13 protein-coding genes are annotated in these 20,191 nt (G+C 65.9%); all 13 read right to left on the reverse strand.

Annotation, left to right across the window (positions count from 1 at the left end; all coding sequences use genetic code 11):
• Window positions 1-413: 413 nt before the first annotated feature.
• The 13 genes from PF1751_RS12950 to PF1751_RS13010 are packed head-to-tail and all read right to left on the reverse strand — an operon-like array spanning window position 414 to window position 20,185.
• Window positions 414-1,781 carry an isochorismate synthase gene (locus tag PF1751_RS12950; protein ID WP_044287147.1) on the reverse strand — a complete coding sequence of 456 codons (1,368 nt, stop codon included), beginning with the start codon at window positions 1,779-1,781 and terminating at the stop codon, window positions 414-416.
• Entirely contained in the window at window positions 1,778-2,086 is a 309-nt protein-coding gene (locus PF1751_RS12955; RefSeq protein WP_010210594.1) for an isochorismate lyase, read from the reverse strand. Before PF1751_RS12955 ends, PF1751_RS12950 begins: the two co-directional genes overlap by 4 nt.
• A complete protein-coding gene (locus PF1751_RS12960; RefSeq protein ID WP_044287148.1) occupies window positions 2,083-2,841 on the reverse strand; it encodes a thioesterase II family protein in 759 nt (252 codons plus the stop codon). The genes PF1751_RS12955 and PF1751_RS12960 overlap by 4 nt, the downstream gene beginning before the upstream one ends.
• Window positions 2,838-4,436, reverse strand: a complete 1,599-nt coding sequence (locus PF1751_RS12965) for a (2,3-dihydroxybenzoyl)adenylate synthase (protein ID WP_044287149.1) — start codon at window positions 4,434-4,436, stop codon at window positions 2,838-2,840. Before PF1751_RS12965 ends, PF1751_RS12960 begins: the two co-directional genes overlap by 4 nt.
• Complete coding sequence (locus PF1751_RS12970) at window positions 4,429-5,148, reverse strand: VOC family protein (RefSeq protein WP_031290816.1); 720 nt, start codon at window positions 5,146-5,148, stop codon at window positions 4,429-4,431. The genes PF1751_RS12965 and PF1751_RS12970 overlap by 8 nt, the downstream gene beginning before the upstream one ends.
• Window positions 5,145-6,290, reverse strand: a complete 1,146-nt coding sequence (locus PF1751_RS12975) for a Gfo/Idh/MocA family oxidoreductase (RefSeq protein WP_010210589.1) — start codon at window positions 6,288-6,290, stop codon at window positions 5,145-5,147. The genes PF1751_RS12970 and PF1751_RS12975 overlap by 4 nt, the downstream gene beginning before the upstream one ends.
• The gene (locus PF1751_RS12980) at window positions 6,287-7,465 is read right to left on the reverse strand and encodes a cytochrome P450 (RefSeq protein WP_044287150.1); all 1,179 of its coding nucleotides are present in this window, start codon (window positions 7,463-7,465) and stop codon (window positions 6,287-6,289) included. The genes PF1751_RS12975 and PF1751_RS12980 overlap by 4 nt, the downstream gene beginning before the upstream one ends.
• Entirely contained in the window at window positions 7,462-9,132 is a 1,671-nt protein-coding gene (locus PF1751_RS12985; protein WP_044287151.1) for a class I SAM-dependent methyltransferase, read from the reverse strand. The genes PF1751_RS12980 and PF1751_RS12985 overlap by 4 nt, the downstream gene beginning before the upstream one ends.
• Complete coding sequence (locus PF1751_RS12990; protein ID WP_044287152.1) at window positions 9,129-10,163, reverse strand: class I SAM-dependent methyltransferase; 1,035 nt, start codon at window positions 10,161-10,163, stop codon at window positions 9,129-9,131. Before PF1751_RS12990 ends, PF1751_RS12985 begins: the two co-directional genes overlap by 4 nt.
• Window positions 10,160-11,263, reverse strand: a complete 1,104-nt coding sequence (locus tag PF1751_RS12995) for a saccharopine dehydrogenase NADP-binding domain-containing protein (protein ID WP_052806512.1) — start codon at window positions 11,261-11,263, stop codon at window positions 10,160-10,162. Before PF1751_RS12995 ends, PF1751_RS12990 begins: the two co-directional genes overlap by 4 nt.
• On the reverse strand, window positions 11,257-13,002 hold the full coding sequence (locus PF1751_RS13000) for an ABC transporter ATP-binding protein (RefSeq protein WP_044287153.1): 1,746 nt from the start codon (window positions 13,000-13,002) through the stop codon (window positions 11,257-11,259). The genes PF1751_RS12995 and PF1751_RS13000 overlap by 7 nt, the downstream gene beginning before the upstream one ends.
• Window positions 12,999-14,732: an ABC transporter ATP-binding protein gene (locus PF1751_RS13005; protein ID WP_044287155.1), complete on the reverse strand. Its 1,734-nt coding sequence runs from the start codon at window positions 14,730-14,732 to the stop codon at window positions 12,999-13,001. Before PF1751_RS13005 ends, PF1751_RS13000 begins: the two co-directional genes overlap by 4 nt.
• Window positions 14,729-20,185 (reverse strand): non-ribosomal peptide synthetase, encoded by a 5,457-nt coding sequence (locus tag PF1751_RS13010; protein ID WP_044287156.1) that lies wholly within the window; start codon window positions 20,183-20,185, stop codon window positions 14,729-14,731. The genes PF1751_RS13005 and PF1751_RS13010 overlap by 4 nt, the downstream gene beginning before the upstream one ends.
• Between the last annotated feature and the right edge of the window lie 6 nt (window positions 20,186-20,191).

Below are 20,191 nucleotides of genomic sequence, written 5' to 3' on the forward strand. Positions count from 1 at the left end.
ATGCGCGGCGCTGTGCTATGTCACGAATCGAATGAAGCAAAGGTAACTATCATTCGGAATGATATAAGCGCGAGATTAGCCCTCTAGTATGGGGGTTTCGTTAGGGAGCTATCAATGAGATTAATGGCAAAAGTCTTTTGCCGTGCGGGTAAGGAACCTGAATCGTGGCATAGAGGCTGGCGGATGCGTCGCACGATACTGCGAGCGTTATCCGCACGTCGGCATGGAGCGTCCCAGCCAAAATCCGTCAGGGGAAGGGGACGATGTGGCCGTCTCGATTGCCCGCGCGCTGCCGGAATCTGCGCAGGTCAGCCAGACGGTCCGCCCGTTGTTCTCTTGGAGGCGGGCACTGATTTGATCCTCGTCGCCATAGCCTCCGACCTCATTTATGAGGTGCTCAAAGAGGCGTCTGATTAGGGCCGGGGGGGGACGAGCAAGAGTGCCTGCTCCATGCTGGCAAGCTTGATTTGGGTCTCCTCATACTCCTCGGCAGGCTGAGAGCCCTCAACAATCCCGCACCCCGCGAACAAATGACAGTGCCGAGGGGCGATCAGCGCCGAGCGCAGAGCCACCAGGAAGTCACCGTTACCCTGTGAATCCAGCCAACCCACAGGCGCCGCATACCAGCCCCGGTCGAAGCCTTCGTGGCGACGGATGAAGTCCATGGCGGTCGCAGTTGGCAATCCACCCACCGCCGGCGTTGGATGCAGCGCGTGGATACCGTCCAGCAAACGCTTGTCTGGGTTGAGTTGCGCCATGATCGGCGTGCTCAAGTGCTGCACGTTGGCCAGCTTCAGCAGGTGGGGGGATGACGCGGCCTGGAGGTCGCTGACCTTGCCGTCCAGGGCTTGGGTAATGGTCTGCACCACCAGTCGGTGTTCATGTTGCTCCTTGGGATCGGCCAGGAGCCGTTCACCGATAGCGTGATCCTCGTTGGCCGTCATGCCACGTCGCGCGCTGCCTGCCAGGGCATGGGTGGTCAGACGACCCTCCTGACAACTGAGCAACCGTTCGGGCGTGGCACCCATGAAGCAATGCTCGCCACGGTGCAGCGCGAACAGGTGGGACGCGTTGCTGCGTGCGTGCAGACGCTGCATCACTGCCCCACTGTCGAGGGGCGCGTCCAGTTGGTACTCGATATGCCGCGCCAACACCACTTTGTTCAAATCGCCAGCTGAAATGGCCTGCAATGCCTTATCGACCTTACCCTGCCATTGCCGGCAAGGCAGTGCATTGCGTTCGATGACGTCGGGCGCAGTGGCCGTCGCGGCGGGAGGGTTGAGCAATTGTGCATAGGCCGCCAGGCTGTCGCGAGCCAATGCCTGCGGGTCGCTGTCGGGTCCGACCACCCGCTGGCAGCGCAGCCAGCGGCCGTGGGCGTCTTCGCTGAGCAGCCAATGGGCCAGATGAAAACTGGCGTCAGCGAAGGCGGCCCAATGGGGGGCGCACGGCCGCTGTTCATCGAAGCGCATGCCACCCAGCAGCAACGGTGCCTTGGACCCAACGATTACCGCGTCGGCGCACAGGGCGAACCATTGGCGGTCCACGTCGAGCATGCGCCGGGGGCCGCAGGCCTCGATCTGCCAGGCGCAACCCAGGCCGAACAGCGCCAGGTCCGGCGAGTGCGTGCACCAGAAGAACCCCTGCCTGTGGGCTTCATAAAGGGCCAGGGCTTCCAGCGTCGGCGCGGCGTATGAAGAAACGGCCATGACTGGCCTTTGATACGCCACCGCACGCTGGTGCGCGGTCTGGAACACCTTGAGCAACGCGTTCTCGTTCATACCACCTTGCTCTTTTTCTGCAGCCAGAAGGCGGTCTGCTCGGCGATGTACCAGTGGATGATCTGGTTGAACAGCCCCTCGATAAACTCACCGTCCAGCCCGACCGCCTGCGCCCATTGACGGCGCTGCGGCAACATCGCTGCGACGCGCTCCGGCGCGGCGATGCTGGCCTGGTCAGGTTTGAACGCGGAGGCGGCCTTGACGTACTGCATGCGCAGGCCGAGGGCGTCGATGATTTGCTGGTCGAGGCTGTCGATGGCCTGACGAATGTCCGAAAGGCCGGTGCAGTGTTCCGGGGTTTTCATACCGAGTCTCCCTGAAGGTAGGCAGTGCGTTGCAACAGGTGATGGATCACCGGTCGTGGTTGGTGCTTGAGGTAAAAGTGGTCGCCCTCGAACAGGCGAATATCCGGGATGTGATGGCTGAGATCGGCCCAGTCGCGGGCCTGCTCAAGGCTGACTTCCGCGTCATCACGGGCCAGCAGCACATCGAGTGGCGCCGTCAAGCGGGCAAGCTGCTTGGGCCGCCAGGTTTCGATGGCCTGGTAGTCGCTGCGCAGGGTCGGCAGGAACAGCGCACGCAGTTGCGGGTTGGCCCACAGGCCGGCGGCGTCGGCGTCCTGGCGCAGGATATCGGCGATCAGCGTGGCGTCGTCCTGGCGGTGCAGGTCACTGGGCGGTTGCCGGTGCGCAGGCGCGTGGCCCGAGACGAACACATGGGTGGCTCCACAACCTGCCGCCTGCAGGCGCACCCCCACGGCGTAGGCGAGGGCGGCGCCCATGCTGTGGCCGAATAGCAGCAAGGGCCGGGCGGGCAGCGTTTGCAGCGCTGCGGCAATGTGCATGGCCAGGCTCTCCAAGCACGGGATATGCGTTTCGTTGAAACGCTCTTCACGCCCCGGATACTGCACGGCCAACAGGTCGATATCCCCCGGCAGGTGCGCCAGCCACGGACGAAAAAAACTCGCGCTGCCCCCGGCATGCGCCAGGCACACCAAGCGCGCCCGCGCCAGTTCGCTTTCTCGCAGCACGCGCAGCCACGGCGATGCAGCGCCGTTCATAGCGCCAGCACCTGCTCTGCCAGGGCCTTGCGGTTGACCTTGCCCAGGCGCGTCAGCGGGAACTCGCGCAGCACCTGCAAGCGATCCGGCAATTTGTAGGCGGCCAGCCCACGTTCACGCAGCCAGGCGTTGATCGAGGCCAGGTCGACCTGCTCGCCGTGGGCCAGCACACAGGCGCAGCTGCGTTCCCCCAACAGCTCGTCGGCCAGGGCCACCAGCGCTACATCGCGAATCAGTGGGTGGCCGAGCAGCAGGTTCTCGATCTCTTCCACGGGGATTTTCTCGCCACCGCGATTGATCACGTCCTTGCTGCGTCCCTCGACGATCAAATGCCCTTCGGGTAGGCGCCGCACCAGGTCGCCGCTGCGGTAAAAACCGTCGGCGGTAAAGGCGCGCTGGTTCTGCTCGGCGGCGTTGTAATAGCCGCGAATGGTGTAGGGACCACGCACCAGCAATTCACCAATGGCACCAGGTGCTACCGGCTGGTCGTCGGCGTCGACGATGCGGATCTCATCGTCGGCGGTCAGCGGTAGTCCCTGGGTGTCAAACACCAACGCCTGCGGATCATCCAGCGGCGTGAAACACAGTAAACCCTCGGCCATGCCGTACACCTGTTGCAGGCCGCAGCCCAGGGCCGGGCGGATGCGTGCGGCAATCTCGGCCTTGAGCCGGGCACCGCCGACCTGCAGCCATTGCAGGCTGCTCAGGTCGTTATCGGACCATTGCGCGACTTCCAGCCACAGCAGTACCAGTGGCGGGATCAGGGCGGTGTGGGTGATGCGTTCGCGTTCGATCAGTTCGAAGGCGGTGTCCGGGCTCGGTTCCGGCGCCAGCACCAGGGTGGCACCGACGCTGAACACGCCCAGCGCACCGGGGGAGGCGAGGGGGAAGTTGTGCGCCACCGGCAATGCGGCGAGGTAACGCGTATCGGCATCGAACCCACACGCCTGGGCCGCCAGGCGCGCATTGCACGCGTAGTCATCATGGGTGCGCGGGATCAGCTTGGGCAGGCCGGTAGTGCCGCCGGACAGCAGCAACACTGCCACCCCTCGCGAATCTGGCTGCGACCATTCGCGCGGGCTGGCGACACACTGCGCCAGGGGCACAAACTCCTCGGCGGCGCCGACCACCCACACCTGTTGCAGGCTCGGCACTTGCGCACGCAGCGTGCGCGCCAACGGGCGATAGTCGAAGCCCAGATGCTGATCGACAATCACATAGGCCACCGCCTGGCTGAGGTGCGCCAGGTGCGCCAGTTCATGTTCACGATGGGCCGGCAACGCAAACACCGGAATGACGCCCAGGCGCAGCAGGGCGAAGGTCAGGCTGAAGAATTCGGCGACATTCGGTAACTGCACCAGCACCCGCTGGCCAGCCACCAGCCCGCGCTCAGCGAGACCGGCGGCCAGACAGTCGGCCTGATGGTTGAGGTCGGCGTAGGTCCAGCGCCGAGTGCCGTCTACCAACGCTTCTTTGTGCGGCGTACGCCGGGCCTGCTCGCGCAGCAGTTCGCCCAGGGGCGCGCCGCGCCAGTAGCCTTGCTCGCGGTAGCGGTGGATAAAGTCGTCGGGCCAGTCAGTACATCCATCAAGCATGGCAATCTCCTTGGGCAGTCGGGCAGCTCAACAACTGGGCGCCGTGCAAATTCAACGGGTGCGCAAGGCCGGTGATATGCACCGCTTGTACGCCGGTGTGCGTGGCCGGTTGCAGGCGCAGCAGCGGGTCATCGCCGGCCAGTAAGTTGAGGGCGGGGTGATCGTCGGGGTGTACGCCCAGAAGAATCGCGGCCAACCCGGTGGCGCCATTGGGGTGCACCCTGCGCGCCGGGTGCTGGGAAGGTGAGTAGGGCGTGACCAGGAATGGCAGGCGGTCATGGCGCGGGTACACGAAGCGAAAGCGTGTTTGACTGCCATCGGCGCAGGTGCGTCGCCAGTTCACCGTGCGCCCCATGTGCACGCCGCAGGCCGCGAGGCTCTTGAGGCGCGGCGCCAGGGCCGGGTCTTCGCACAGCAGGGCGAGGTCGCAGAAGCCTTCGCCCTGGGCGGCCCAACGCAACATGCGCCGTCCGGCCCCCCGGCCGGCGAGGCAGTCGATGGGCCACTTGAACAGCCAGGCATGCCGAGGCGTGGTCAGCAGTTCGATGATCGGCCCCTGGCTGAACCAGATGTGCGCGTGTTGCGCGCTGGCCTCGGCAGTGGCGTAAGTGACCTCGAAGCCGGCAGCGCGGAAATTCGCTACGGCCTGGTGCAGATCGCGCACCCACAGCAGCACATGGCTGCATGCGGAAGAGGGTTGGGCAGTGTTCAAAACGGCAGGGCTCCCAGCAGTTGGGCGGTGTCGTCACCGCAAGGGGGGTGTACGGCGTCGGCACGGGCCTGGAGTTCGGCCAGTGGCAGTGCACGCGGCACCGGTGGTTCGATCAGTTCAGGCATGCCGATCAGGCTGTTCATTTCGCGCCAGGCCATGGACACCTCGGTGGCCCACACACCGCTGCGCAGGCGGCGTGCGGGTTCATCGATGTCGCGACACAGCTCGCCGAGGGCGACAGTGACTGCATCGGGCCAGACCTGGTTGAACACCTGGTGGTAGCTCGCCGGGGTCTGCGGGTCGAGCACCACCATGGTCGGACCGGCCAGGCGTTCGCTGCCGGGGCCGGCCATGATCAAGCGGTCGGTGTTGTCCCGTGGGGCGTGCAGGCGCGGGTTCCAGAGCACCGGGCCATGGGTGTCACCCAGGCTCAGCACGCCGGCTTCGCAGCCCACTTCGAGGCGATGCAACAGGAAGGAATGGTTGTCCGGGTCCTGGGGGTGCACCTGGTTCTGAATGCGCAGGCTGATCGGTACACCGTTGAAACGCGCGTTGAGCCGCGTGAAGGGTTGCGTCCCGACTCCGGCACCCGGCGCTGCGAACACCCAGGGCCGCATACCCCCGGCGAGACGCCCGAGAATGTCCAGCAGCGGGTAGGCGACCTGACTGTTGCAAGCTGCGTCGATATACGCCAGCCCCTGCTGTTCGCGCAGGTACTCGGCCACGGTGAGAAAACGCCGGATCGCGAGGATATTCGGGTACAGCGTGTTCACCGCATAAGCCGCGCGGCCCTGGCGCGCGGCCTGCATGCACGCAGCGATTTCGCGGTGGTGCACCGGGTGTTCCTGGAGCACATGGATGCCCCGCCGCAGCAGGTGCTGGGCCAGCTCGCTGCCGGCGCCGCCGGTGGCGCCTGAGCGCACCACCACGCAGGCGATATCGACGTCATCCGGCACTTGCTCCACAGCCTCGTACAGCGGCACGCCATAGTGCGCGGCGCAGGCGCGGGAGTAGGCATTGCCGCGTGACAGGATGCCCACCAGTTCGTAGTCGGCTTGAGCGCGCGCCAGGGCTTGCAGGTAAATACGGCCGAACGCGGTGCCAGCAATGACCACGCGTTTGCGTACAGGCGGGCGGCTCATGACCAGGTCACCGGCAGGCAGTGGGCGCCGCGAAAAAACGTCGCGGTTTTCCATTGCACTTCGCCGCAGCGTTGCAGGTCGGGCAGGCGCACCACCAGGGCGTGCAGCGCCTCCTGCAATTCGACCCGTGCCAGGGCCGAGCCGATGCAGTGATGCAGGCCATGGCCGAAGCCGAAATGGCCGTTGGCATCCCGATGCAGGTCCAGCGCCTGCGGGTTTTCAAAGCGTGCGGGGTCATGGTTGGCGGCGCCGATGGAGGCGAACACCGCGTCGCCCTGGCGCACCAGGGTTTCACCGACCTGAATGTCTTCCAGCGCGTAGTGCACAAACATCGCCGCCGAGGCCAGCGGGATGTAGCGCAGCAGCTCTTCGACCGCCTGCGGTATCTGCTCGGGATCGGCCTTGAGCTGTTGCCACTGGGTGGGGTTGTCCAGCAGCACCTGGATGAAATTGGGGATCTGCGCGGCACTGCCTTCGTAGCCGGCGACCAGGATCGCAATGCACAACAGCAGCAATTGCTCCTCGTTGAGGGACTCGCCTTTGTCGTCGGTCTGGGTCAAGGCGGTCATGAAGTCATCCCGCGGTTCGCGTCGACGCTCGGCCACCAGGCCTCTGATGTACGCGGCCAGTTCACCCAAGTGACGTTGGGTTTGGGCTGCGTCCTCGGTGCGGGTCGACAGCAGTGAATCGTTCCACACCTTGAAGCGATCACGGTCCTGAACCGGTACACCGAGCAGCTCGCAGATCAGTGCCAGGGGCAGCGGCAGGGCGTAGTCGTTGACCAGGTCGGCAGGCGGGCCGGCGGCGAGCATACGGTCGATCAACTGGTGAGCGTAATCGCGGGCGTGGGGGCGCAGGGCTTCGACGCGGCGACGGGTGAAGGCCTGGGCGGCGCGCGAGCGAATTCGCGTGAGTTGCGGCGGGTCCATCATCACGATGCCACCGGCGATGCGCGGAAACGCGCGGGGGCTGTCGTCGCGGCGAAACGCCTCGCTGCGGCTGAAGCGCCGGTCGCCCAACACCAGGCGAACATCGTCGTAGCGGGTGGCGAGCCAGGCGGGGGCGCCGATGGGCATCTGGATGCGCAACAGCCCCGGTGCCTGCTGGGCATGGCGATAGGGCTCGGCCAGCTTCAGGTCGGTGAAGCAGTTGAAAGGGTAGTCCAGTGGGGTCATGGCAAGTCCTTGGCGGTGCTGAAGTCGGGCAAATGGTCGAGCAGTTCCAGCTGCAGCGCGGGGTCTTCCAGATGGGCCTTCAGTGCGGCGCGGCTCAGGCGTTGGGCCGGGACCTGAGCTACGAATACGCGATGGCCCAGGCTCGCCAGCGGGTGTGCGGCGGCGGGCAGGCTGCGGTTGCCGTGGAAGCCGGCCCGCGCCAGTGCGCTTTGCCATTGCATTAGGTCCAGAAATGTGGCGCTGCTGAGTTGGCGCTCGTCGCTGGCCTGGTTGAGCATGAAAGCCTGGGAGGCCATCACCCAGAATGCTTCCTGCGTCGGTTCGCTGAACACCAGCCAGCCGCCCGGTTTGAGCAAAGCGAGCAGGGTGGCCAGGGAACGTTCGGTGTCGCGGGCCGCATTCAGCACGCCACCGGCGACGATCAGGTCCCAGGTCTGGCTTGGATAACCCTGGGCCAGGGCTGGGCGGTCGATATCGAACACGCCGTGGCGCACCCACGACCAGCCCTTGAGCCGCTCGGCGGCTTGCTCGCTGAAGTAGCGCGATACGTCGGTGCACAGGTAGTCCACATTGGCATTGGCCAACGTGGGCAACACCGCCTGGGTGGTGGAACCGGTGCCAGCGCCGACTTCCAGCACGTGCAGCGGCACACCGGCCGGCTGGCGTGCGGCCCAGGCGCCGATCCAGTGGGCGACGGCGCGGTGCTGGTATTGCGCCGCCAGGCTTTCGCGGTACAGCGCTGTCGCGCGTTCGGTGCGGCCTTCGGGAAACAGCAGATGCACCGCCGCACATTCACCGCGCATCAACGACGGCAACTGCCGCGCATTCTCCCGCGCATAGTCGAGGGTGCCGCTGCCGCCGGTATTCCGCGCCCAGTCCACGCTCAACTGCGCCCAAATACGTTCAAGGGCGGCATCGCTCCAGGCATCTGCGTCGAGGGTGGGCTGCAACCTATCGGCGGCACGTTGCAATAGGCCCTGGGATTGCAGCACATCGAGCCAGCGTGCAATCAAAGGCCGGTGACCGGGGGCAATGCCGGCCAGCGCCAGGCTGTGGGCCACGTCATTGAGCGGTGCAGGCAGCAGCCCGCACTGCTCAAGCCCATTGAGCATGGAGAGCAACGCGGCATGGCCCAATCGGTCATTGAGTCGCACTGCCTCCCTCAGCTGTGCGGCTTCAAATTGTTGGTCGAGCGCCGCCTCGGTTGCGGCCAGGTGATCGTCTACCGGCATGCTCGCGCAAGGACGCGGGACCACGAACAGCGTCTGACCGTGCAGGGCCGCGGCATTGACTTGGGGATGGTCCATCGCGCGCTCACGCCAGCGTTGATGCGCGAGCTTGATGCTGGCCAAGTCGTGCCATTGCTCCGTGAAGCCTTGGACGCTGCAATCGAGGTGCGCCGCCGCTCGCTCCGCGAGCTTCCAGTCACCGGAGCGGTTGCTGACGAACAGCAACTGTTGCAGGTGGCTGAGATCACTCAGCGCCAGCGCGGGGAAATCCAGCAGGCACTCCAGCTGTTCGGCGCTCATCATCACTACCGCGGGGCGTTGGCGCTCAAGCAAGGCCAGCAGCCGGGCGGGCGCCAACTGATGAACGCCCAGGTCGGTAAATGCAGGCAGTTGCCAGGGCGCAGTGGGCAGGTCGATCAGCAGGGTATCGACGTTCATCGGGAAACTCCTGTGGCATGGAACAGACGTTGCCCGGCGACGGCCAGCGGGTCGGTCGCGGCGGGCCATAGGTCGAGCAACTCAAAACCCGCGGCGTGCAGGGCCAGGCGCCAGGCGTCGGGTGAGAGGAACACCTCATCGGTGGCCCTTGGCGGGGCGCCGGCTGGCGGGGATAGCAACAGGTGCATGAAGGTCAGCATCGCCGGGTTGTCGGCGATGGATTCGCTGAACAGCAGGGTGCCGCCGTCGCGCAGGCAATCGCGGATTCGCGCCAGGCTGCGCGGCAGGTCGCAGGCGTTGTGCAGCACGTTGCCGGCAATTACCAGGTCCTGGCTGCGGGGTTCGATGCCTTGTTCGCTGAAGTCGCGATCGAGGTCGAGCAGGTTGAATTGCACGCCTGGCTCCAGGCGGAACTGGCGACGAGCCGCGCCGGTAAACAGGGCGCTGAGGTCGGTGAATCGATAGACCTTTTCGCGGTCTTCCAGGGCCGCGAGTACAGCGCGGGTGGTGCAGCCGGCGCCGGCGCCGAGTTCCAGCACTTGCAGCACTTCGTCGGCCTTGCCGGCCTCCCGCGCGCGGGCCGCCAGCGCCTGATTGATCGCGGCGGTGAAGTGGTTGTGCTGGTACGCACCGAGTACCGCCACCGGGTCCCCGGCAAGCACCAACAAAGGCGCCAGGGCAATCTGGTCGCGCAGCAACTCGGGCAGGCGCTCGATGACCTGGGCATGCAGTTGCGCCATGCTCGGCGGGAAGCCCAGTTCCGCATACAACGTTGGTAGATCGCCGATGGCTGCTTGTGGCGGCGTGCCGTGCCAGGCAAACCGGTCGTTGTCTTCACGCACGGCTCCGGCACGCGACAACGCCGCCAGCCAGCGCCGCACAATCCAGGCATGGCGCGGTGCCGTACCGAGGGCCTGGTTAAGGTGTTCGGCTGTTCGCCACACCTGCATCGGCAAGGCCTGCGTATGCAGGAGCACGTCAGCCATGACGCCCAGGCTCAATTGTTTCAGTGCGTTGAGGGCGGTGTTCATAGGCAACCTTCTTCGGCGTCTTGCAGGTGTTCGAGCGGGTGGTCCAGCAGGTTCAGCGTGCGGATCGACGAGGTGCGTTGCAGGCGTTCAAGGCTGGCGGCGGGCGGCAAGGCGTGGGCGGCGTGATGGCAGCCGGGGCGGATTTCGCCTTCGAGCACACTCACTACGGTGATCGCCGCCATGGCGCCGGTCAGTGCCGCATTGCCGGCGCCGCTGAGTACCAGACTGCGAGTGCACGCTTGGCCGTCGCAGAGACCATCGAGTTGCAGCAACAACGTGACAAAGGGTGGCTGGCCACTGAGGTCCAACTGGCTGGCCGTGCATAAGCGTTGCACCGCTTCGGCACGCGGCAGGTTGTGCGCCTGGTCGAGGGCGTTGAGCACATGCCCGTCGGTTATCACGTTGAACCACTGGCCTGTCTCCAGGTGCAGGTCCCTGGCCAGGCGTTCGCCTTCCTCGTTCAAGTAGGGCAGCACATGCACCGGGCCGGGGAAACACGGCAGCAGCACATCGCGACGGCGCCTCAGTGCGCGGCTGCACCGGCCGTTGTGCCAGGCCGCCAAGGGCTCGCTGGAGCCGTCAACCGCACCTTGCAGGAAGTCGTCCGCGGCCACCGCCGTGAATTGGTCGCGCAGGCCGAAATAGCTGGTCAGGCCCTGCACCCGAGTGAACCCTTGCGCAGCCAGCCAGCGCGGTAGCAGGCCGGTGAGCCCCGGTTGCAGGCCCGCGCCAAGCACCGCGCTACGCCCGCGCCATAGGGCCGGGTCGAGGTGTATATCGCCGGCGGCGTCGACGTAATGTGCATCGGCTTTCAAGGCGGCCTGTGCGGCACGGTCCGCCACGCGCCAGGAGGGGCCGGCGCAATTGAGCAGCACGTCGCAGCCACGGGCGAACCTGGCCAGTGCGGGCGTGTCGTTGAAGTCCACGGCCGTCCATTGCAACCGAGCATCCGGCCATTGCTGATGCAGCCGCGCCAGGCAACGCGCGCCGGTGTGCGCGTCACGCCCGCCCAGGCGCAGGTTGTGCAGGCCCAGGCTCAACAAGGCCTGCGCGCTGGCCAGGCCGACGTCACCACTGGCACCCAGCACCCCGATCAGCATGGCTGGGCCTGCGCATTCAGGCGCCAGCCGCCGGCGCGCTGACGGTCATGCCAGAACCCGGCATAACGACCGTTGAGGCTGAGCAGTTGCGCGTGGGTGCCCGATTCCACCAGACGCCCCTGGTCCAGGACCAGGATCTGGTCGGCGGCCATGATGGTCGGCAAGCGATGGGCGATCACCAGCACGGTCGAGTTTTGCATCAGGCGCTGAATCGCGGCTTGTACGAAGGCTTCGTTGTGCGGGTCGAGCGCGGCGGTGGCTTCGTCCAGCAGCACGATGGGCGCACGCTTGAGCAACGCCCTGGCCAGTGAGACGCGCTGGCGTTCGCCCCCGGATAACGATGCGCCGCCTTCGCCCACCGGCGTGTTCCAGCCCTGGGGCAGGCGTGCGACGATTTCATCCACACCAGCCAGCCGTGCCGCTTCGGCGACGTCGCGGGCACTGGCGTCCGGGCTGCCCACGCGGATGTTCGCTTCCAGGCTGTCGTCGAACAGGTACACGTGCTGCATCACCAGCGACAGTTGCGCCATCAGCGCCTCGCTGGACTGTTCACGCACGTCCACGCCGCCGACCTTGACGCTGCCCGTGGTGGTATCGAAAAAGCGCATCAGCAGGCGAGTGACGGTGGTCTTGCCCGAACCCGAGGCGCCGACAATCGCGGTCATTGAATGGGCCGGGGCGCTGAAGGTCAGGTCCTTCAATACCGTCGGGCCACTGGGGTAGGCGAAGCTCACCTGTTCGAAGGCCAGGCTGCCCGGCGCGGACAAGGGCTGGCTGACGACGGGCTCGGGCAGCGACGGCTCACGCAGGATGCCCACCAACTGATCCAGGTCGTTGCCGGCCATGCGCAAGAGACCGCTGCGTGCAGCAGCTTCGGCCAATGGCCCCACAAACCGCGCTGCCAGGGCGAGCAGGGCAACCAGCTGGATGGCATCGATTTCACCATGGGCAGCCAGGGTAATGCCCACGCCTACCAGCAGTGCGAACGCCAGCTGCACGGTCAAACCGCCAGCGAGCAGCTTGGGAAAGGTCTGCGACAGCATCGAACCACCGGCCTGCTTTTGCGCCTGATTGGCCGCCTGCAACGGCGCGTAGCCGTCCTGGGTGCGACCAAACGCGCGCAGTACTTGCTGGTAGCGGGCGAACTCCACCACCCGGTTGCCGGCCAGGGTCGCGGCGGCTTCCACCCGCGCATCGTTACTGCCGATGGCGGCGGCCGACCAGTGATGGGCGAAGTAGATCAACGGCGCACACAGAACGGCCGTCAGGCCCAGGCGCCAGTCGAACACGAACAGGGTCAGTGCCACGGTGGCCGGCACCACTACCCCGGACACCACCGGCCCCAGGTAATGGGCAAACAAACCGGTGACCATCAACGTGCCGCTGGTGGCGCTGCGCGACAGGCGTCCAACCTTTTCCGAGTTGAACCAGCCCAGGGGCAGGCTGACCAAGTGCTGGCCGAGACGATCATGCAACGTCGTCAGCACCAGCAGAGCTAGGGCAAAACCCTTCATGGCCTGCTGGTAGTGGGCGATGCAGGTCAGCACTACCATCGCCGCCAGGCCCGCCAGCCAGGTCATGGCGCTGGGCAAGTCGCCGACGAACAGCGCGTGCAGGATCGGCACCAACAGGGCCACGGCCAGGCCTTGCAGCACGGCACTGGTCACCAGCCACGCCAGGTAACGGTAGAGACGCGAGGCATGGGGCGGGCCCAGTAAGGTCACAAGGCTACGGATCACAAAGACATCTCCAAGGCAGGGGTTTCGGCACCTGCTCGCCACATTCGGGCATAGGCGCCGTTGGCTTTCAGCAGTTGTTCATGGCAGCCGCTTTCCAGCACGCGGCCCTGGTCGAGAACGACGATCTGGTCGACCCCGCTGATGCTTGCGAGGCGATGGGCAATCACCAGCACCGTGCGACCACGTGCCAGGGCCGACAGGGCGTCCTGGATCAGCGCTTCGGATTCGGGGTCGGCGTGGGAGGTGGCTTCATCGAGGATCAACACCGGCGTGTCCGCCAGCAGGGTGCGGGCGATGGACACGCGCTGCGCTTCGCCACCGGAGAAGACCGCATCGTCGCCGATCACCGATTGATAACCCCGGGGCAGGGCCTGGATACGCGCATGAATCTGCGCCGATCGCGCCGCCGCCTCGACCTCCGCATCGCTGGCGTCGGGGCGGCCTAGGCGCAGGTTATCGGCGACTGTGCCGTGCACCAGCTGCGCGTCCTGCAACACGAAGCCCACGTGTCGATACAACTGGCGCGGGTCGATCTCACGCACATCGGCGCCACCCACGCAGATGCGGCCGGCGTTGACGTCATGAAAGCGCGGCACCAGCTTGGCCAGGGTCGACTTGCCGGCACCGGATGCACCGACCAATGCGGTGACGCTGCCGGCTGGACAGTGCAAGTCGACGCCCTTGAGGATCAGGTGCTCGGCGTCGTAGCCGAACTGCACCTGTTCAAAGCGGATGTCGCTGCCTTGGGGTTGGACGCAGGCCTTGGGCGTGGGCAGCTCCTCGACGTCCAGCAGTGCTTCGATGCGATCGGCTGCCGCCAGAGCCGTGCGCTGGGCCGTGAGGCTCTGGTTGATCACCAGCAGCGATTGCGGGATGACCACCGCTACCAGGGTTTCGGCGAACAGTTCCAGCGGCGTGATCCAGCCGTACGCCAGCAACAGGCTGCCGACCCCCAGGCTTACCAGCAGGATCACCGGCACACTCAGGGCCATCGAAGAAAAGGCTTCCAGGCGCAGCAGCGGCCTGACCCAGCCGGCGTATTGCTCGCTGAACTGGTTGACCGCCTGCTGATAGCTGCGATGCGCCTGGCCGACCTGGCCGAACGCTTTGACCACGGCAATGCCGTGCACGAACTCGACAATTGCCGCGCTGACCCGGGTCATGCTCTTGTCCAGCAACTGCATCTTGGCGCCGAAGCCGCGCATCATCAGGGTGTAGGCCACTGCGTAGATGGGCAGCGTCAGCACCGCCAGCAGCGCCAGCCGCCAGTTCAGCGTGGCCAGCCACAGCAAGCCCGCCAGCGGGGTGACGATGGCCGCGGTGAGTTCCACCGCATGGTGGGCGACCAGGTGGTGCAGGTCTTCGAGGTCATCCTGCACCACCTTGCGCACGGCGCCGGAGGTGGTGTCGGTGTACCAGCCCAACGGCACGCGCCCGAGCTTGTGCACCATGGCTTCGCGCAAACTCGATTGCAGCCGGTGGTCAGCCACATGGGTCAACCACAGCGCCACGCCGCTGGCCATCCACCCTACGCTCAGGGCGATCACCACCAGCGCGGCCCACAGCCACAGGGTTTGGCTGTCGGCGCTGCCGGCCAACAGCAAGCGGCCCAGTTCGGTGAGGCCGATAAAGGGCACCAGGTTTACCAATGCGCCGAGGGCGGCGAACGCCACACCGAGGCGGATGAGGCGATTGACCGGGCGTTTCAGGGTATCCAGGGCAGTGGTCATGAGTTTTTCCGAAGGGCCTCAAGCAGGTGCCCAGTAACGGTGTGGACGTGGGGCGGTTCGATCACGCTGAAATGGTTGCCGGGCACGTCGATCAACTCGAAGCGGCCCAGGCAGGCGTCTTCCCAGAACGGCGCGGCCAGATGACCGACGCCGCCGGTGATACCAAACGATTGCTGCTCCAGGCAGCGCAGGTAGGTCATGTTGCCGAGGAACGGCGGCGGGTCGAATCGCGCCGCACGCATGCTGTGGCGGCACACGCGGAACAGCGTCGGCACCAGTTCGGCGCCGATCGGTACGCCGGCCTGGCCTGAGGCCAGGTGCGCGTATTCGGCCAGGCGCTCCTCCTGGCTGCGCGCCGATTGCTGTTGTACCGCCAGCGCCAGCGCGTCCAGCCCCGGATCGCCGCTCAACGCCGCCATGGCCCCGGCCGGCACGCGGCGGTTGTCGCGGGCCATCAACAGGTCGATGGCACGGTACACGTCGTAGTCTTCGATGTGCGCACCGAACACGGTTTTCACCGGGTCCAGGTTCAGGTTGGGCACGAAGATCGCCTCGTAGGCCAGTTCTTCGTCGGTGTCGATGAACATCGGGATGCTGTCGATCAGGCTCAAGTCGACCACCTCCATGCCGCGTTCGAGCAAGCGTCGGGCAACCTCAGTGGCCAGCAGGCCGCCGAGGCAGTAGCCGATCAGTTGGAAACGTTGATGGCCGTCGGCAATCAAGCGCTCGGCGTAGTCCTCGGCCACGCTCTCGATCAGGCGTTTGGGCTCCAGCGCCAGGTACTGTTCGGTGTCCGCCACGGCAAAGCCAATCACCGGACCCGCCTGCTGGTCGGCAAGGGCGCGGCCCAGGTGCTGGAAATAATCCAGGGTGCCGAGGGCCGCATGGAACATCACCCGCACCGGGCCGGCCTCACCCCCGCCAAACGGTACCACCAGCGCGTTGCTGCGGGATGAGCGTTGCGCTTCACCGCTGGCGGCAACTCGGGCCGGCGTGGTTTTGCCCTGATTGAGCAGGCGCGCGAGGGCGGCGACATTCGGCTCATTGAGCATCTGCCGCAACAAGGTGTCGTAGCTCAGGCTTTGGGCTTGGGGCAGTTGCTCACGCAGTTGGCCGGCGACACGGGCGAGGATCAGCGAGTCGGCGCCTTTTTCATAGAAGCTGTCCTCGACGCCGATCTGCGCCAGCCCCAGGGCGTCGGCCCATACGCGACACAACTCGGCGGTGAGCGGATCGCTCGGCGCTTCTTGACTGCTGGAGGCCTGGGCATCGGCGGCAGGGCGCCAGCCGGCCAACGTCTTGCGGTCGACCTTGCCGTTGGCGGTCAGCGGCAAACGGTCGAGTACCTGCAGGTGCGCTGGCAGCATGTAGTCCGGCAGGCGCTGGGCCAGGGCGCGGCGTAGGCTGTCGACACTCAGACGCTGCACGCCGGCCTTGAAGCGCGCGGCGAATACCTGCATGCCGAGGGCGGCCAGCGGGTGGTCGGCCTGGGGCAGGGCAGGCAGGCATTCGCCACCGAAGGCCTTGACCCGCGCCTGCCAGATATCGGCGTCACGTAGACCACTTCGGCCCTGGTCGTGGTCGCCATTGACCGGCGTCATCATGAAGCCCTGGGTCAGCAGGATCGGCGGCCACTCACCGGTGGGTTCGCTGAACACCAGCCAACCGCCGGGACTGAGCAATTCGGTGATCTGGCCGAGGGCGTTATCGATGTCTTTGACGCTGTTGAGCATGCCCGCACACAGCACGATATCCACGCTGTTGCTGGCCAGACCCTGAGGGCGGATGTCCTGGTCGATGTCCAACACGCCATAGCGCACCCAGGCCTGTTCAGCAAAGCGTTGCTTGGCCGCCGGCAGGAAAAACGCGGTCATGTCGGTAAACAGGTAGTCGACTTCCAGCCCATCGAGCAAGCCGATGACCGGCGCGCTGGTGGCGCCAGTACCGGCGCCAATTTCGAGGATGCGCAGCGGGCCATCGCCTTGATGGTGGGTGGCCAGGCGATTGATCAGCGCAGCAATGCAGTGGTTGTTGTAGCGCGACACCGCGTCACCGCCATACAGCTGCAATGCCAAGTCCAGTTGGCCTTGGGGGAACAGCAGGTCGAACGGGTTGACCTCGCCCTTGAGCAGTTGCGGCAGTTGCCCCACATGCTTGAGCTGGTAGTCGAGCAGCGCCTGGCTGCACAGCCCCGAGGCGACCGCCTGTTCCACCCGGCCCCACGCCAGTGCCGGGTTGGGCGCGGGTTGCGCGAGGCGGTAGTGCGAGTGGGTGTAGCGCAGCAAACCAGCCTCGCACAGCGCGCCCAACCAGCGGCGTACCAGCCAATGGTGACGCGGCTCGGCGTGCAAGGCGTGCAGGATTGTGCCAGCGTCCGGTTCGGCCCGTTCGCCGCTGAACAGGCCGGCTTTGAGCAACACCTCCAGCATTGAACTCAATGCGGCGGCACTCAGGTCAGCCTGATACTCGCGCACCTGTTGCGCGTCGAAACTACCCACCTGGCTGTCGGCATAGCGTTTGACCGCCGTAAGCAACGACGCGCCTGGAAGCGGCTCGGGTTCGGCGCGTGCGGCGGTGACGAACGCCAACAGGTCGCCACTGACCAGGCTGACCGCACTGTCCACGCCGGGGGTGGCGAGCAGTGCAGCCTCAACCTCACCCAGCTCCACCCGGTGCCCGCGAATTTTCACCTGGCCGTCTTCACGGCCCAGGAATTCCAGTTCACCCCCCGGCAGGTAGCGGCCACGGTCACCGGTGCGGTACAGGCGCTGACCGTCGAGCGGATGAGGAAAAAAGCGTGCGTCACTCAAATCCATATCGCCCAGGTAGCCCTGGGCCAGGCCGACACCGGTGATATACAGGTCGCCCGGCACCCAGGTCGGTGCATCGCGCCAGTGGTGGTCGAGTACCCGAAAGCCTTGGTTGGCCAACGGCAGGCCGTAGGGAATGCTGCGCCACGCTGGGTCGATGGCGCCGATAGGGTGCAGGTTCGACCAGATCGAGGCTTCAGTGGCGCCGCCCAGGCCCACCAGTTTCAGTTCGGGCAGCAGCGCCTTGAGTTGGGGGGGCAGATTCAGCGGGATCCAGTCACCGGAGAGCAAGGCCAGGCGCAGGCTGTCCAGTGGGCGGGGTTCGGCGTGCAGATAGTCGGCGAGCATGTGCAACTGTGCCGGTACCGAGTTCCACAGCGTGACCTGATGGCGCTGCACCAGCTCGGCCCAATGCGACGGGTCGGCGCCGCGTGCGGGGTCGGGCAGCACCAGGGTTCCGCCCACGGCGAGGGGACCGAACAGGTCATACACCGACAGGTCGAAACTCAACTGCGCCAGGCCCAGTACGCGGTCATCGGCGTTGACCTCGAAGCGTCGGTTGATGTTTTGCACGGTATTGAGTGCGGCACGATGGCTGATCATCACGCCTTTGGGCTCGCCGGTGGAGCCGGAGGTGTAGATCACGTAGGCAAGGTGATCGGGGCTGCCTTCGAGCAGCTCGAAATCCGCGCCTGCCGAGGGCAGCCGGTCCACACTGTGCCACTGCGATGTCTCGGGCAACGGCGTATGGGGCTGCGCCAGGGAATGCCCCAGCACATGCCGCACCTTGGCGCTGCGCAGTACGCGGTCGCGGCGTGCGGCCGGAGCGTTGCTGTCCAGGGGCAGGTAGGCGGCGCCGGCGAGCAACACGCCGTAGGCTGCCACCACCTGGTCGAGTCCCTTGGGCATCAGGATCGCCACGGGTTCCTGCGCGTCGCATCCCGCCTCACGCAGGGCTGACGCCACTGCCAGCGCGCGTTCGGCAAGGGCGGCGTAGGTCAGGCTGCCACTGGCATCGATCACCGCCAGGGCGTGGGGATGTTCCCAGGCCATGGCCAGCAGGCCGTCATGCAGACGGCCGGTGGGCAACGGGGCGGCGGTAGCATTCGCCGCCAAGCGTTCACGCTGCTGCCAGGCCGGCAGCGGCACTTGCACCGGATGTTCCCAGGCTGCCGGGTCCAGGGCCAGCAACTGCAATTCGGCGACGAACGCCTGCTGCATGTCGTCCACCAGGCCGTCGGGAAACACGCCCTGGCGCACGTCCCAATGAATGTGCAGGCCATTGGCGTCATCCATCACCTGGCAATCGAGGGTGACTTGCGGCGTCTGGGTGATGCCGTGGCCAACCCGGCGTTGACTGGCCGGCGGCGCCTCAATCCCCAGGCCGATGGCGCTGGTGAAGACCACCGGCATGGCCGCCGCTTCACGCCCGCGGCGGCGACCGATTTCGCGCATGACCTGGATGCCGGAGAACAACCGGTGCTCCAGGTCGGTAAACAATTGGTTGCCCAACTGGCGTGCCTGGGCGGTGAAGTCCAGGCCCTCGGGATCGTTGACCTGCAACAGGCTGACCGAGGTGAAGTCGCCCACCAGGCGATCCACCTGTGGATGCAGCGGCAGGCGGTTGAGCAATGTCAGGTTGAGGCTGAAGGCGGGTTGCTGGCTCCAGCGTTGCAAGGTCGCGGCATAGGCTGCCAGCACTACGATCGATGGGGTGAGGCTACGTTCGCTGGCTGCGCTTTTCAGGGCAGCCCATGGCTGCGGCTCAAGCCGCGCCGAGTGTCGCTGGAACCGTGGCTCGCGGGTGTCTTCGCCGCTCAGGGGCGTCGGCAGTTGCGGTGCGGCGGGCAATGCGTCGATGCGTGTCAGCCAGTAATCACGGTCGCGTTGGTGGCGGCTGCCTTCGAGCAAACTGCGCTCGGCCAGCAGGTAGTCGCGAAAGGTGATGTCGAGGGCTGGCAAGGCTGCCTGGGGATTCTGCAGCAACAGTTCCAGCTCATTGAACAGCAGCTGCGCGCTGGCCCAGTCGGCGATCAGGGAGTCCATGGAGAAGTGCAGTGTGTCGCCGTTGTCACTGCGGCTCAGGCGCAGCTCAAACAGCGGCCAGACCTCGGTGGGGTAAAGCTTCTGCTCCATGGCCTGGCGAATCTGTTGCACCGTATGCTGGTGCTGCGCGCGGGTGGCGCCACGCAGGTCGGCAATGGTCAGCGAATAGTGGGCGACGTCGGCCAGCACCCGCTGCGAGCCTTCACTGGCGATCACCGCGCGCAGCATGTCGTGGCGAGCGATCAAGCGGTTCCAGGCCAGCTCCACCTGCTGTGGGTCCAGGCTTGGCCAGCTCAGTTCCAGATAGCCATGGCAGGCCACATTACCGTAGCCGAAGGACGATTGGCGGCCCAGCAGGTAGGCGTTCTGCACATCGGTGAGAGGGAAGGGCGTGTGGCGTTGCGCCGGATCAGCCAGCACGAGCGGGCGTTCCTGTGTCTCTAGCAAGTGCAGGATCTGTTGCTTGTGTTCGCGCAATTGCGCCAGGCGCTCGGTGTCGAGCAGGCCCTGGGGTGCACGGAATTTCAGTTGTCCGTCCTGGGGCCAGAGTTCGACGCCCAGGGATTTGAGTTCGCTTAGCAGTTTGGCGGCGGGCATGGGTAC

This window comes from Pseudomonas simiae (genome assembly GCF_000934565.1).
Lineage (GTDB): Bacteria > Pseudomonadota > Gammaproteobacteria > Pseudomonadales > Pseudomonadaceae > Aquipseudomonas > Aquipseudomonas simiae.